This is a genomic window from Aeromonas fluvialis (assembly GCF_000819885.1).
Lineage (GTDB): Bacteria > Pseudomonadota > Gammaproteobacteria > Enterobacterales > Aeromonadaceae > Aeromonas > Aeromonas fluvialis.
In genome coordinates, this window is record NZ_CDBO01000027.1 from 1 (window position 1) to 15493 (window position 15493).

Annotated in this window: 10 protein-coding genes and 1 pseudogene; 6 read left to right on the plus strand and 5 right to left on the minus strand. The window is 58.4% G+C overall.

Annotated features, from left to right (window positions below; translation table 11 throughout):
* Window positions 1-19 precede the first annotated feature (19 nt).
* Window positions 20-274: pseudogene (locus BN1125_RS18460) on the plus strand (IS4 family transposase); the annotation flags it as partial.
* 57 nt (window positions 275-331) lie between these two features.
* Here the strand turns inward: BN1125_RS18460 and BN1125_RS06010 are convergent.
* Window positions 332-1717: an L-serine ammonia-lyase gene (locus BN1125_RS06010; RefSeq protein ID WP_042011234.1), complete on the minus strand. Its 1386-nt coding sequence runs from the start codon at window positions 1715-1717 to the stop codon at window positions 332-334.
* Between the two features lie 154 nt (window positions 1718-1871).
* Complete coding sequence (gene ppnP, locus BN1125_RS06015; RefSeq protein WP_042011235.1) at window positions 1872-2156, minus strand: pyrimidine/purine nucleoside phosphorylase; 285 nt, start codon at window positions 2154-2156, stop codon at window positions 1872-1874.
* Window positions 2157-2425: 269 nt separating this feature from the next.
* Between ppnP and BN1125_RS06020 the strand changes: the two genes are divergently transcribed.
* Window positions 2426-3667, plus strand: a complete 1242-nt coding sequence (locus BN1125_RS06020) for a dicarboxylate/amino acid:cation symporter (protein WP_084202266.1) — start codon at window positions 2426-2428, stop codon at window positions 3665-3667.
* A gap of 1592 nt (window positions 3668-5259) precedes the next feature.
* Here the strand turns inward: BN1125_RS06020 and pfkA are convergent.
* From pfkA to elyC, 3 genes are all read right to left on the minus strand, one after another.
* Window positions 5260-6231, minus strand: a complete 972-nt coding sequence (gene pfkA / locus BN1125_RS06025; RefSeq protein WP_042011236.1) for a 6-phosphofructokinase — start codon at window positions 6229-6231, stop codon at window positions 5260-5262.
* Window positions 6232-6381: 150 nt separating this feature from the next.
* On the minus strand, window positions 6382-7137 hold the full coding sequence (tpiA, locus tag BN1125_RS06030) for a triose-phosphate isomerase (protein WP_042011237.1): 756 nt from the start codon (window positions 7135-7137) through the stop codon (window positions 6382-6384).
* Window positions 7138-7272: 135 nt separating this feature from the next.
* The gene (gene elyC / locus BN1125_RS06035) at window positions 7273-8043 is read right to left on the minus strand and encodes an envelope biogenesis factor ElyC (protein ID WP_042011239.1); all 771 of its coding nucleotides are present in this window, start codon (window positions 8041-8043) and stop codon (window positions 7273-7275) included.
* A gap of 101 nt (window positions 8044-8144) precedes the next feature.
* On the opposite strand from elyC, the gene cmoM reads away from it, so the two are divergent.
* The 4 genes from cmoM to mukB all read left to right on the plus strand — a co-directional run bounded on the left by cmoM (window position 8145) and on the right by mukB (window position 15468).
* Window positions 8145-8921, plus strand: coding sequence for a tRNA uridine 5-oxyacetic acid(34) methyltransferase CmoM (gene cmoM, locus BN1125_RS06040; RefSeq protein WP_042011335.1), 777 nt, complete (start codon window positions 8145-8147; stop codon window positions 8919-8921).
* Between the two features lie 96 nt (window positions 8922-9017).
* On the plus strand, window positions 9018-10337 hold the full coding sequence (mukF, locus tag BN1125_RS06045) for a chromosome partition protein MukF (protein ID WP_042011240.1): 1320 nt from the start codon (window positions 9018-9020) through the stop codon (window positions 10335-10337).
* On the plus strand, window positions 10318-11037 hold the full coding sequence (gene mukE, locus BN1125_RS06050; protein ID WP_005345759.1) for a chromosome partition protein MukE: 720 nt from the start codon (window positions 10318-10320) through the stop codon (window positions 11035-11037). Before mukF ends, mukE begins: the two co-directional genes overlap by 20 nt.
* A 3-nt stretch (window positions 11038-11040) precedes the next feature.
* Complete coding sequence (gene mukB / locus BN1125_RS06055) at window positions 11041-15468, plus strand: chromosome partition protein MukB (RefSeq protein ID WP_042011241.1); 4428 nt, start codon at window positions 11041-11043, stop codon at window positions 15466-15468.
* The last annotated feature ends 25 nt before the right edge of the window (window positions 15469-15493 follow it).

Below are 15493 nucleotides of genomic sequence, written 5' to 3' on the forward strand. Positions count from 1 at the left end.
GACATGGTGTTATTAGCCAAGCCAAGCAGCCGTTACGCATCAGAGAGCCCCCAATGAGGTTAGTTTCAAATTTGCCTGTCAGTTCCTAGCGAACCAGATGGCAGCGATGGCGGGTGCGCTATCGCCAGCGCATACGGCAAGGAGATTGGTGGAGTTGCGGGGCAGCATAGGCGTCATGTTCATAAAAAAACGCCCCAGGCCATCAAGGCCCAGGGCGGTGAAGATATCAAAGACCCGTTTTCCTGTAGATCGCAATGCAGCTCCGCTTAAGTGAACAGCATTGCGGCAATGCCGGGTATTTTTGGTGCCAAGTAGAGCTTGATTAAGTTTTTTAACATTCGGTAATGTTAACGGCGAGGCCACCACGGGCGGTTTCCTTGTACTTGGTCTTCATGTCATTGCCGGTCTCCCACATGGTCTTGATCACCTTGTCTAGTGACACCTTGTGTTCACCAGTGCCCCGCAGGGCGAGGCGGGCGGCATTGATCGCCTTGACGGCTCCCATGGCGTTGCGCTCGATGCAGGGCACCTGCACCAGTCCGCCGATAGGGTCGCAGGTAAGCCCGAGATTGTGCTCCATGCCGATCTCGGCGGCGTTCTCCACCATGGCCGGGCTGCCACCCAAGAGTTCGGTCAGTGCGCCGGCCGCCATGGAGCAGGCGACACCCACTTCCCCCTGACAGCCCACTTCGGCCCCGGAGAGGGAAGCGTTCTTCTTATATAAGATGCCGATGGCGGCGGCGGTGAGAAAGTAGCGCACCAGGGTTTCGTCATCCACCTTATGAACGAAGCGATCGTAGTAGTGGAGCACGGCGGGGATGATGCCCGCAGCGCCATTGGTGGGGGCGGTGACCACCCGGCCACCGGCGGCGTTCTCTTCGTTGACTGCCAGCGCGAAGAGATCGACCCACTCCATCACCATCAAGGGATCCTTGTTGAAGTTGGTCTCGCAGCTGAGCTGGCGGAACAGTCCCGGGGCGCGGCGCCGTACCTTGAGGCCGCCCGGCAGCACCCCTTCACTCTTGCAGCCCCGCTCGACACAGCCCTGCATCGCCTGCCAGATCTTGCGCAATCCCGCTTTTATCTGCTCATCGCTGCGAAAAACTCGCTCGTTGGCGAGGAGCAGTCCCGAGATGGAGAGGCCGCTTTCCCGGCAGTGGGCTAGCAGTTGGGCACAATTGTCAAAGGGGTAGGGAACCGGGTGTTCGGCCTCTGCGTTGGCGGCCTCTTCTTTGGCGGTGGCGAAGTGGCTCTCTTCAATGATGAAGCCGCCCCCGATGGAGTAGTAGGTCTGGCTAAACAGCAGCGCGGTGTCGGCAGCAAAGGCTCGCAGGGTCATTCCGTTGGTATGGGCCGGCAGTGTCTTGCGGCGATTGAAGATGATGGCGCCGCTGCGGGGAAAGTGGCTTGGTTGCTCGCCAGCCAGCAATAGGCTTTGCGCCTTCTCTACTTGGGCCAGTAGATCCGGAATGGCATCGATGTCGACCGACTCGGGTTCAAAACCGGCCAGTCCCAGAATGATCGCCTTGCCGGTGCCGTGTCCTTTGCCGGTCTGTCCCAGCGAACCGTAACACTCCACTTCGACCCGCGTGACCTGCGGCAGATGGCCTTGCCGCTTGAGCTGCTGGACGAAAGCATAAGAGGCACGCATGGGGCCGACGGTATGGGAAGAGGAGGGGCCAATCCCGATGGAAAACAGGTCAAACACGCTGATCATGACATCAATCCGGTGATGGTTTATGTCTGTTTATTCTAGGATTTTTGCCGAGGATGGAAAGCGGGGATATGCCGTGCTGTGACATGGACACAGATAATGTCGCAGGGGGTAGCTTAAGCAGGTTGAAGGGGCAGATCCCCTTCAACCTGCCGGATCAGTCGAGAAATTCGCACAGATAAGCGGTGGGGGTTTTCACTTCCAGCTTGAAGGAGGAGTGACCGGCCACCAGGAAGGATTCGCCCTGGCTGTAGGTGTGCCACTCATCTTCATCGGCCAGCTGGATGGTGAGGGCGCCCTTGATCACCGTCATCCGCTCGGGGGCGGCGGTGTTGAACAGGTAGTCACCGATATTCATCACTCCGACGGTTGATTTCTCGCCTTTTTGCTCAAAACCGATGGATTTTACATTTCCATCGAAATACTCGTTAACTTTCAGCATCTTTACATCCCTGTGTGTACGTTTGTGCAGCCAAACTAGCACAATCTTTTGCCAGTTGTCATGGGGGGTGAGGTAAAAATCGCCGAGACCGCTTTGAATCTTTACTTTTTCGCAAACTTATTAATAGCCAAGGTTAATGATTTGCCGATTTAAAACAGCAATTAAATGTGAGATAACACGCGCAAACAGGGGGATTGGTAGATTCTTATTCTCATGTTTGGTTAATTGCACTGGGAAAGTGTGAATTTTGCTACATAAAGGAACATATTGTGTTAACTAAAGGACTCATTAAAAACATTGGCTTCCAGGTTGTGGTCGCCATGGTACTGGGCGCAGTGGTCGGCGCGTTCATGGGTGAACAAGCCACCGTGTTTGCACCGCTCGGTACCCTGTTTATCCAGCTGATCAAGATGCTGGTGATCCCGCTGGTGGCGGTTGCCATCCTCTCTGGCGCCGCCAATCTGGGGGCCAGTCCGGCTGCGGGCAAGATCGGCGCAGCGACGCTGGCCTTCTTCCTTGGTACATCAGCCCTGGCCGTGTTGCTGGCACTGGTGATGGGGCAGATCTTCAAACCGGGTGTCGGGGTCGATTTCGCTTCCGTCGCCTCCATGTTTGGCGGTGACTACGCCGATAAAGGGGCACTGCCGGATGCGGTTGCCACCCTGCTTGGCATGATCCCCACCAACGTCTTTAACTCCCTCAACGAGGCGAACATCCTGCAGATCTTGGTGTTTTGCATGTTCCTCGGCATTGCGCTGGCCAAGCAGCCGCGCGAGCGGGCCAAGCCGCTGGTCGATGGGCTCAATACCCTGGTAGATGCCTTCGTCTGGATGATCAACAAGGTGATGATCATCGCGCCGCTCGGGGTGTTCGGTCTGATGGCTGAAGCCATCGGCACTTATGGCTTCGATGTGCTGACGCTGGTGCTCAAGCTGTTCGTGGTCTACGTGGCTGCCATCCTCATTTTCGGCTTTGTGGTTTATCCGCTGCTGGTGGCGATCTTCTCCAACACCCCGGTGGTGAAGTACCTCTCCGCCATGAAGAAGCCGCAGATCGTGGCCTTCTCCACCGCCTCTTCCATGGCGACCCTGCCGGTCACTATGGAGACCTGTGAGCATGATCTGAAAGTGACCAACGCGACCGCCTCCTTCGTGCTGCCGCTGGGTGCCACCATCAACATGAGCGGCAACGCCATCTATTACGGTCTGGTCGCCATCTTCTTCGCTCAGGTTTACAACATCGATCTGAGTGCCGGTGCCTGGGTGGCCATCATTTTGACCTCCACCCTGGGGGCGATTGGTCAGGCCGGTGTGCCGGGCCCAAGCTTCCTGGTGGTTGCCGTACTGCTGGCAGCCGGGATCCCCATCGAAGGATTACCGTTGCTGTTTGCGCTGGATCGTCTGTTCGACATGATCCGCACCTCTCTCAATATCACAGGTGATGCCGCCTGTGCCGTCATTGTTGACCGCTTCAGCCCGGAATATGACCCGCAGCGTTGGAACAAGGCATAACAGCTTTGAGCTGAATAAAACAGCGCTGAGCTAAAACTGCATAACGCGAGCCCCTGCCATGATGGTGGGGGCTTTTTTATATCTGGCGGACAAGTATCAGAGAAAAGGTGTGCACAAAAGATTGCTGATGGATTTAGCTGTGTTGAATGGAGAGCACAGGAGGGGCAAACAACAACTGTCGTGGGCATAGGCCGTAAGGCGTCAACTGGCCTGTTATAGATGCCGAGGCAGAGTGATTGTCGAATGACGGGTAACAAAAAGGGGAGCTTGGCTCCCCCCAGATATGATCTGCTGTTGGTTTTACTCCATCAGGCCAAACAGAGTGTGGGAAAACCATCCTGGTTAAACCCTTGTGGCGAAAGAAACAGCGTCAACGTGATGAAATCATATCTTGGTTGACCATCTCGACATCGTCACTGAAAAACGCCAGTTGGTGGCGATTAAACAGACAAGGCAAAGAGGGTGGGTCCGGATTGATGCCTCTCTAATCCGGCTCAGAACTGTGACACTGAGGGCAGAGAGACAGCAACCAAGGTGAAAAACACCGTGAAAACGGCAGTAACGACAAACTCTTTCATTTTTTTCTCCCCAAGTTGTTGGTTGATGCAGTCAAGATACCATAACAGGGGGTTAAAACAAGGGTTAAGTTGATAAAATGGCTGCTTTGCGTGTGTCTATGATTGAAATGGTTGTTTTTGATATATTGCGCTGATTTTATCGTCTATTGCGACGCGCTACCCATCCAAGAACCAGTTTTATTTATTATGTCGTTTAAATTCAATTGCTTATGGATTTGCTTGTTGATTTTTTGGTGGGTTTTATATGGGACTCAAATAGGGGTTTATAAGTTATCCCTCTCGTAACTGTGTCATGGAGGCCATAAAAAGTGTATCTGGTTATGATTTGACGATACCTGACGCAGATAGCTCATCCAAAAAAATTTGGTGGAGGCAATTTGGTTGCCAACCCTTGTCGCACCATGACTTTATCAGGCCGGAGTCACCGCATTTTTACAGCAATACATTGGGTTCATCGGGAGGAGAGCCGTGCATCGGGGGATACAGGGTGGCGGCAGGCTGTTTTTTCACCGCCGATTTTCCCGTCGGCCACGGAATAGACAAGGTTTCATCAATAGTGCGGTGCGCACTAAGCCAGAGGTGTACTCTCGGGCTGGGCTGGTCTCGAACTGCGATTTGCGTGGGTGGTGCATCTGAGTGAGTAATGTGATTGCAATACGAGAGCAGAGCCTGAGCATGGGTGGGGAAGATATCTGAATACCGTCAACCAGATGAAGATACACAGTGATGTGTGTTTACGGGCATGCCAAACAAGCTTGCCTGAGCGTCAGCAGTGCGCAGCGACCGTAGGCCAATTCAACCGTGATAAAACATTTACGGCAATACCGGCACTGTGTCTTGGGCGGTGCCAGGAGAAGATTGTTAACTATCAGTGAGATGGCGCAAGAGGTGGGGAAAAGGCCAGGATGCAAGACGACGACTGCACAGAGTACCTATACGCCAGCTTGCATAAGATATGAAAAAACCCTCCGATGGAGGGTTTTTGTCATCTACCGCCTGTGCAAGCCAGCTGGCTTAGAACAGGGTAGTGGAGAGATCGTAGAGTTCCTGGTTGAACGGACGCTTCAGGTTCTCGATACAGTCGATGATGTCGTGATGCACCATCTCGTTGCCCTGAATACCGACACAGCGGCCACCCTGGCCTGCCAGCAGCTGCTCGACAGCGAAGGCACCCATACGGCTGGACATGATACGGTCGCGGGCTGTCGGGGCACCACCGCGCTGGATGTGACCCAGAATGGTTGCGCGGGTTTCACGGCCGGTCAGGGCTTCGATGTCCTTGGCCAGTGCATTGACGTCAGTGACGTGCTCGCAGATGGTGATGATGGCGTGACGCTTGCCCTTGGCTTCACCTTCCTTGATTTGCTGCAGCAGCTTCTCTTTGTCAAACGCCACTTCCGGCACGATCACGTACTCGGCACCGCCAGCAACGGCTGCAGACATGGCCAGATCGCCACAGTGGCGGCCCATGATCTCGACCACAGAGATGCGGTGGTGGGAGCTGCAGGTATCGCGCAGGCGGTCGATGGCATCGACCACTACGTTCAGGGCGGTATCAAAACCGATGGTGAAGTCGGTGCCGGCGATGTCGTTGTCGATGGTGCCCGGCAGGCCGATGCAGGGGAAACCCTCTTCGGTCAGCTTCTTGGCACCCATGTAGGAGCCGTCACCACCGATCACCACCAGGGCGTCGATGCCGTGTTTTTTCAGGTTTTCGATCGCTTCGGCACGTACGGCCGGATCTTTGAAGGCAGGGAAACGGGCAGAGCCCAGGAAAGTACCACCCCGGTTCACGACGTCTGAGACGCTGTGACGCTCCAGCTTGACGATGCGATCCTGGTGCAGGCCGAGGTAGCCATCATAAATACCGTACACTTCCAAGCCATGATGCAAACCGGCGCGAACAACGGCGCGAATGGCTGCGTTCATACCGGGTGCGTCGCCACCACTGGTCAAAACACCAATACGTTTGATTTGTTTGGTCATGAGTGCCTCTGGATCTGAGTTGTCAAATGCGGATGTTGTAATAGACAAGCCACTTTTACTATATCGGCTTTCGTATGGGATGCGGGGGCCACCATAGGAAAAGCGATACAAGAGAGGGGACATGCCCCTCTCTTTGCCAGTCATTGGCGCTTACTTGGCAGCACCAGCGATGATCTGGGAGAAGTCGTCCACTTTCAGGGACGCACCACCCACCAGGCCACCGTCGATGTCCGGCTGACCGAACAGGTCGGCAGCAGTGGCGCCAGTCACGGAACCGCCGTACAGGATCTGTACTTTGGCAGCAACGGCGGCATCAAAACCGGCCAGGTACTGACGGATGTGAGCGTGCACAGACTGAGCGATTTCCGGCGTGGCAGTCTTGCCAGTACCGATGGCCCATACCGGCTCGTAAGCAACTACGGCGTTGGTGAAAGAGGCGATACCGCAACGGTCGATAACGGCTTTCAGCTGGGTCTCAACCACGTTCTTGGTTACACCGGCTTCGAACTGCTCCAGTGTTTCACCGATACACAGAACCGGCACCAGGCCGCCTTTCTGGATCGCTTCGTACTTGGCAGCAACCACGTCGTCGGTCTCTGCGTGCAGGGTGCGACGCTCGCTGTGGCCGACCAGGGAGTAGGTGCAGCCGAAGGCTTTCAGCATGGAAGGGGCGTTCTCGCCGGTGAAGGCACCAGACTCGTGAACGTCAGCGTTCTGGGCACCGTAAGCAATCTTGCTGTCAGCGGTCAGCTGCTCAACCAGACCCAAAAAGATAACCGGCGGGCAAACGGCGACTTGCACAGAAGGATGAGCGGCAGCAGCCGGGGTCAGTCCTTTTATCAGAGCTTCAACAGAAGCTTTGGTGCCGTTCAGTTTCCAGTTACCCATTACCAGGTGCTGTCTCATCTTCTATATCTCCTAGGCATTTGATTGCGCGACATTATATGAATTGAACCGAGCCCAAGATAGCTGACCCGGGGGCAAATGACGTAATTTTTTTTCGCTTTCCTGATCCAAATCAGGAATGAAACGCTTGATCGCTCATTCGTTAACCTGCCCCCGCAAGCGGGTCCACCATACCCCAATCCATTCATGGAGGGCGGCTTCGGAATACATCAGATAACGCCCCCTGGGTAAATAACTGTAGAGCGGTTGGGCCACCTGGCTCTGCTTGGCGGTGTAGTCGGTGGGGGCTGGCACGGCATTGAGCCCCTGACCCTGATAGAGGGCGATGGCACGCGGCAAATGAGTAGCCGAACTGACCAGCGCCACCTCTTTTCCCTTGAGGTGGCGACTGATACTGACCGCTTCGTCATGAGTGTCTTTGTTGTTTTCAAACAACGTCATCCGCGAGCGGGGAACGCCGAGACTCTCGGCCATCCGGGCATTGACCTCGGCGTTGGAGAGGGGATCCCCCGACACATAGCCTGAGAAGATAAGCTCGGCTTGCGGATAGGCCAGGGCCAGCCGTACCCCCTCCAGGGTGCGGGCCAGGGCAATATTGTTTTGCCAGGAGCGCATCGGCACCGCCGGATCGCTGACATGGCCATTGCCGAGCACCACGATCGCTTCAATTTTAGGGTGCTGGCTCACCTCGAACGGCGGGTAGGTCTGCTCCAGCCCACGGGCCAGTTCATAGCTCACCGGCCGCATCCCCATCAGCGCCACGATGAGCAGGGCTAGGGTCGCCAGCAACTTGCCGGTTTTCTGAAAACGGGTGAACCAGAGCAGCAGCAGGGCGACAAGCAACAAGGAGAGGGAGAAGGGGAGCGGCATCAGCAGATGCCCCAGCCACTTTTTAAGCACAAACACGACAGACACTTCCTTGAGTTTTCAGTAAATTCGGGATGTGACAGAATAGCGCTCTTTTTTGGGATGGCCACCACCCAGTGGCGCTAATGTTGAGTTTCTCCTTGAAGCACGATCAGAGTTTTGACGGGCGCGCCGACAAGTTCGCCCGCAACATTTACGACTCCACCAAGGGGCGTATTCGCACCACCATCGTCTGGAGCGATATCGAAGCCTGTCTGGCGCGCCTTGGCAACCGACCGCTGCGCATCCTCGATGCCGGGGGCGGTTTTGGCTTTTTCGCCCAGAAGCTGGCGGCCTTGGGCCATCAGGTGGAACTGTGCGATCTGTCAGCAGAAATGTTGGCACTGGCCCGTGTCCAGATCGCCGAGAAGGGGCTGGAAGATAAAATTCGTCTCATCCATTGCCCCATTCAGGATCTTAAAGCACACGTGACAGGTACCTTTGATCTGGTGCTCTGCCATGCGGTGCTGGAGTGGCTTGCCGAGCCGCGCCAGACCTTGATGGGTCTGTTCCCTTTCGTCAATGCAGGGGGCATACTGTCGCTGCTTTTTTACAACCGTCATGGCTTGCTGTTCCAGAGCCTGGTGGTGGGCAATTTTGACTATGTGCGCCTGGGCCTGCGCAAGAAGCGCCAGACAGCGCTCACGCCCACCAATCCCCAGTTGCCAGAGCAGGTCTATGACTGGCTTGGTCGCGGGGGGCTGCGCATCATCGGCAAGACCGGGGTGCGGGTCATTCACGACTATATGCGTCACAAGCAGGATCAACTGGAGAAGTTCGATGATCTGCTGGCCATGGAGCAGCAATATTGCCGTCAGGAGCCTTTTGTCGCCCTTGGTCGCTATATCCATGTGATGGCCCAGAAGCCGGCCAGTTGATCGCTGTTCACTGACAAGTGAACCATGTTTTCGATGCTACTGGATGTAGCCGCGCGCAAGCTTTTGCGCCCAATACAACAACGAGATGACAACGTCATGATGAGTACATCCCGTACCCTGCCAGAGATGGTGGGATGGGTCAGGCAGGAGGGGTTGGCGCTGAGCCTGCCCACCGACCGGCTGGCCTTTCTGATTGCAATCAAGACCCTGTCCGAAGATGAGTCGGATCTGTCTGAGGCGGCGCTGCACGATGCCTTTGGCTACGTCAGCAGCGCCTTTGGCCAGATGGACGAGACCCTCACCGGTCGCGCCAACAACGCCATCAACGACCTGATCCGCCAGCAGTTGCTGTCGCGCTTCAACACCGACATGGTGGCGGGGGAGAGCCTCTATCGCCTGTCGCGCCTTGGGATCGGCATCGTCGACTTCTTTCTCGATCAGCGTCAGGTTGACTCCATCAAGCTCTCCATTCTGCTCGAACACCTGGCTGCCGAGCTCGACACCGCCCGCAAGGCGGCGCTCGAGACCAACACCCGCGAGCAGTGGGATGCCGAGGTGCTGCCGCGCCTCACCTTCTCGCTGGAAGAGACCCTGGGGCGGATCGATCTCACCCAGCGCGCCATGGATGAGCAGCAGAATCAGGTCAAGAGCGAGATTGCGGCCCTGCTGACCCAGAACTGGGTCGATGCCATTCACAGCTGCGAAAAGCTGCTGCACGAGACCGGCCAAACCCTGCGCGAGCTGCAAGATACCCTGGATGCTGCCGGCCACCGCCTGCAGGCGGGGCTGCTCAACATTCAGGAGGCAGCGCAGGGGCGCGACGATCTGTTCCACGTCGAGGAGCTGACCCATGCCCTACAGGGGCGGCTGGATGTGATCACCAGCTGGGGGCAGCAGTGCATCGAGCTCTGGTCCCGCTACGATCGCCACGTCCATAAATTTATCCGCAACGCCATCGACATGGACAAGAACCGCGCCTTCAGCCAGCGGCTGCGCGACTCCATCCGCAATTTCGAGCAGCACAACTGGCAACTGCGGGTGGCCGAAGAGCCCCGTCTGCTGGAGCTGCGCGACGAGACCATCGCCATCCACGACGAGGAGGTGACCGGTGAGGTGCCCCTCGAGATGGAGTACATGGAGATGGTGGACATCAACCAGGAACTGGCTGAGCGCATCGAGCGCCACCTGGCCCGCTACCCCGAGCAGGGGCAGCAGCTGGATCTAGCCGACGTGCTGCGGGAATACCTGCTGGATTACCCGGCTCATGCCCACTTCGATGTGGCGCGTCTTCTGATCGACCAGGCCGTGCGCCTGGGCCATGCCAGCGGTGAGCGCGAACTGCATCGCCAACCCGCATGGAAACCCATTAACCAAGCTGGATCCAAGGTTCAGGCCTATGTCATTGATCAATACTGAGTTTCCCTTGCCGCTGCGGCTCGCAGAGGCGATTGCCAACCCCTTGTTTCCGCGCATCGACACCGCCTTGCGCTCCGGTCGCCACATCAGTGCCGACGAGTTCGAGCAGCATTCGGCGCTGGTCGAATATCACAGCGAGCTGGAGATCTTCTACGGCCGCTATCAGGTGGAGCTGATCAAGGCGCCGGAAGGCTTCTTCTACCTGCGTCCGCGCCCGAGCTCTGACATCGGCACCACTGTGCTCTCAGAGCTCGATATGCTGGTGGGCAAGGTGCTCTGCTACCTCTACCTGAGCCCGGATCGTCTGGCTTCGGAAGGGGTATTCGCCATGGCCGAGCTGCAAGAAGAGGTGCTGAGCCTCGCCGACGAGAAGCAGCTGCTGCGGATGGTCAACAGCCGCTCCGGTGGGACCGATCTCGACAAGAAGAAGTTGCTCGAAAAGATCCGTACCTCCATGCGCCGTCTGCGCCGCCTTGGCATGATCACCGCCCTTGGCAACGGGGATAAATTCCGGGTCAACGAATCTGTGTTCCGTTTCGCCGCCGATGTGCGTTCCGATGAAGATCCGCGCGCCGTTCAGCTGCGGATGATCCAGGAGGGTGAAGCCATCTTCCACGACGACGAAATGCCGAGCAGCGACTCGCTCTTTGATGACATCGAGGCGGATCTCGATGAAGAACAACTGGATCTGGAGGTATAACCGGTGCGAGGCAAGTTCAAATCCCTGACCATGGTCAACTGGAACGGCTTCTTCGCCCGGACCTTCGATCTCGACCAGTTGGTCACCACTCTTTCCGGCGGCAACGGCGCGGGCAAGTCCACCACCATGGCGGCCTTTATCGCGGCACTCATCCCCGACCAGTCCCTGCTTCACTTCCGCAATACCACGGAAGCGGGCTCCAGCAGCGCCTCCCGTGACAAGGGGCTCTACGGCAAGCTGCAGCGTGGCCACTGCTACTCCCTGCTGGAAGTGATGAACAGCCGCGAACAGCGGATCTGGGTCGGCGTCCACCTCGAGCAGGTGGCCAACCGTGACAACAAGGTCAACATCACCCCGTTTGCGCTGGTAGATGTGCCGGAGAATCTGGCACCGACCGATCTGCTGCTGGAGAAGCTCGATGGCGGCAAGGGGCGGGTACGCGCCTTTACCGACCTGAAAGGGGCGGCCGCCGAGCTGGGGGCGCTGAAAGTCGCCAAATTCAATACGGTGACCGACTATCACAACTTCATGTTCGAATTCGGCATCACCCCGAAGAAGCTGCGTGATCAAAAAGATCGCGGCAAGTTCTATCGCCTGATCGAAGCCTCTCTCTACGGCGGTATCTCCTCGTCCATCAGCCGTTCCCTGCGCGAATACCTGCTGCCGGAGAACTCCGGGGTGCGCAAGGCGTTTGCAGACATGGAGGCGGCCATCTATGAAAACCGCCGCACGCTGGAAGCCATCAAGGAGACCCAGGGTCAGCGGGATCTGTTCAAGAACCTGATCACCGAGACCACCCACTATGTGGCGGCGGACTATGTGCGCAACGCCGCCGAGAAGAGCCGCCTCTCCGAGCTGGCCCTCAAGGCGCGTCAGGAGCTGGCCGACAAGCGCCGCATTCTGGCCGAAGAGAAGCAGCGCGCCATCTATCTGGCCGACGAGGTGGAGCAGCTCACCAACCGCGAGAAACTGCTGACCGACGAGCTGGAGTCTGCCTCCGAGCATCTGGCCAAGGTGATGGCGGCGGTCAGCTTGCAGAAGAAGATCGAGATGTACCGCGCCGATCTGGCGGATCTCTCTGACAAACTCGAACAGCAGCAGGCTGTGGTGGAGGAGATCCACGGCCAGCTGCTGGAAGTGGAAGAGCGCAAGGAGCTGGCGCAGGCAGAAGTCGACAGCCTCAAGACCCAGCTGGCCGACTACCAGCAGGCGCTCGATATCCAGCAGACCCGTGCCATCCAGTATCGTCAGGCGGTGCAGGCCCTCGATGCTGCCCGCGAGCAGTGCGAGCTGCCGGGGCTCACCGCCGAACAGGCGAGCGACACCCTGCACCAGTTCCGCGCAGCCGAGCAGAGCCTCACCAGCCGGGTGCTGGGGGCCGAGCAACAGCTGGCACTGGCCAAGGCGGCAGTGGCCGAGCACGAAGCGGCGCTAGCGCTGCTGCTCAGCATCGCTCCGGAAACAGTGCGCGAGGCCGCCTGGCCTACCGCGCAGGCGCTGCTCAAGCGTCATATCGAAGACAAGGCTCGCATTGCCCAGGGGCAGGGGCTGCGCGCCGCGCTGGCTCGCCTCGAGAAAGAGAGCGAGAGCCAGAAGAGTCTCTTCAAGCTGCGTGACGAGCTGCAGCAGGCCTCTGGCCAGCTGATTGCCAGCAGCGATGAGCTGGAGATTTTCCTTGAAGCCCAGCGCACCCGTCAGGAGGAGCTCTCCGAGCAGCAGGCAGAGGTGAACCAGCGCCGCGCCAGCCTCGAGCATCAGGGCACCCAGTTGGGCCGTGATATTGCGGAACTCACCAAGTTGGCTCCACGCTGGCTCAAATCCTTTGAAAAGCTCGAGCAGTTGCGCGAGCAGAGCGGTCTGCCGCTCGCCACCGCCGAAGAGCTTTCGGCCGGTATGCAGACAGTGCTCGATAAGGAGCGCGAGTTCGAGCAGGAGAGCAACCGCATCGCGGCGCAGAAACAGGCGCTGGAGCTGCAAATTCGCAACCTGCAGCTGGGGGCAGGCGAGGCGGATCCCCGTCTTGCCCGCATCGCCGAGCAGGTGGGGGGCGTGCTGCTCTCCGATGTCTATGACGACATCTCCATCGATGATGCCCCTTACTACTCGGCACTCTATGGCCCGGCTCGCAGCGCTTTGGTGGTGCTTGACCTTGAGGGCGCCATCGAGCGGCTGAAAAAGCTGGAAGATTGCCCGGAAGATATCTACCTAATTCAGGGCAACCCCGACTCCTTTGACGAGGATCTGGTGGAAGCGGACGAGCTGGGGGACGCCGTGCTGGTGCGCACCAGCAAGCGTCAGGTGCGCTTCTCCCGCTATCCCGAGCTGCCGCTGTTTGGTCGCGCCGCCCGTGAAAAGCGGATCGAGCAACTCGACCTTGAACGCGAAGGGCTCATCGAGAGTTACGCCAAGGCCGCTTTCGAGCAGCAGAAGTACCACCGCCTCTACGGTCACTTCCGCGACTTTATCGGTCAGCATCTGGATATCGCCTTCCGCCCCGACCCGGAAGCCGAAGTGCAGGCCAAGCAGGCCGAACTGCGCGCGCTGCAAGGAGCCATCGGCGAGTGCGACAAGCAGCTGAGTGATGCCAAAGCGGCGGCCGCCCAGCTGACCCGTCATATCCAGCTGGTGCAGGGAATGCTGCCCTTTGCCCACCTGTTTGCCGAGACAGAGCTGGCGGCTCGCCTCGAGGCGGCTCACGCCGATGTGGAAGCCCTGAAACAGGCCGAAGCCTTTATCGCCAAGCACGGCAAGTCGCTGGAAAAACTGGAAACCATGGTGCAGGTGTTGCGTCAGGATCCGCAGGATCTTGCGGCGCTGCAGGCTGCCTATGATGAGGTGAGCGACCTGCTGGCCGAGCAGAAACGCCGTTGCTACGCCCTCGATCAGCTGGTGGCGCGTCTACCGCACTTTGCCTATCAGGATGCACAAGATCTGCTGGGCAAAGCCTCCGAGATGAGCGAGCGGCTCAAAGAGAAGCTCAAGGCGGCCGAGCTGGCAGCCCGCACCGCTGGCGAGCAGCACAAGCAGATTGCCCTGCGTCACACCGAGGCGTTGCAGCTGCGTACCGCCCTCAACTCCAGCGTCGAGGCCAAGCGCCAGACCCTGACCGAGTTCGAGCAGGAGCTGGCGGCCATGGGGCTGACCCTCTCTGACGATATGGAAGAGAAGGCGCGCGCCCACAAGAAAGAGATTGAAGAGCTGCTGATCCGCACCCGTTCCCGTCGCACCAGCGCCGAGGCCCAGTTGCAGGTCACCAAGCGCGAGATCGAATCCCTTGGCGGCCGTCTCAAGCTGGAAGGCAAGGATTACTACAGCGCCCGTAAATCACTGGTGGGTCACAAGGCGAGCTGGTCACGGGTGGTGCGACTGGCGCGGGAGACCGATGTCGAGAAGCGCCTCAACAAGCGTGAGCTGGCGTATCTTGACAGCGACGAGCTGCGCTCTATGTCAGACAAGGCCCTTGGCGCCCTGCGGGTAGCGGTGGCCCACGACGAAGCTCTGCGCGATGCGCTGCGTCTTTCCGAGGGCAACCGCAGCACCGAGCAGAAGGTCGCCTTCTACGTGCAGGTTTACCGTTACCTCAAGGATCGCATCCGCAACGACATCATCCGCTCCGATGATCCGGTGGAAGCGATCGAGGAGATGGAGATCGAGCTGGCGCGTCTGGCTGACGAGCTCAAGCAGCGGGAAACCCATCTGTCGCTCTCCTCCCACGAGGTGGCGGCCAAGATCACCAACATCATCCGTCGCGAGCAGAACCGCATCCGGGTGCTCAACCAGGGTTTGCAGAACATCGCCTTCGGTCTGGTGCGCGGGGTGCGCCTCAACGTCAATATCCGCGAGGCCCATACCCGTCTGCTGACGGCGCTGGCCGACCAAACTGCCATGCACAACGATCTGTTCGCCGACAAGGAGCTCAGCTTCTCCGAGGCGATGGCCAAGCTGTTCCAGCGCCTGAATCCGCAGATCGAGCAGGGGGATCGCAGCTATCAGGTGATGGGCGACGTGCTGCTCGACTATCGCAACTACCTGGAGCTGGAGATCGAGGTGCAGCGCGGGGCTGACGGCTGGCTGCGGGCCGAGAGCGGCGCGCTCTCCACCGGCGAGGCGATCGGTACCGGTCAGGCCATCCTCTTGATGGTGCTGATCAGCTGGGAGGAGGAGTCCCGCCGGCTGCGCGGCAAGGACATCGCACCCTGCCGTCTGTTGTTCCTCGACGAAGCGGCCCGTCTGGATGGCAAATCCATCGCCACCCTGTTCGAGCTGTGCGAGCGGCAGGATATGCAGCTGCTTATCGCGGCGCCCGAGAACATCAGCCCGGAGAAGGGCACCACCTACAAGCTCATCCGCAAGGTGCAGGGCAAGCACGAGCACGTGCATGTGGTGGGCCTGCGTGGCTTCGGCTTTGCCGACGACAAGCTGATTGCCTGAGAAGTCTCTGGCCCATCCGACACGG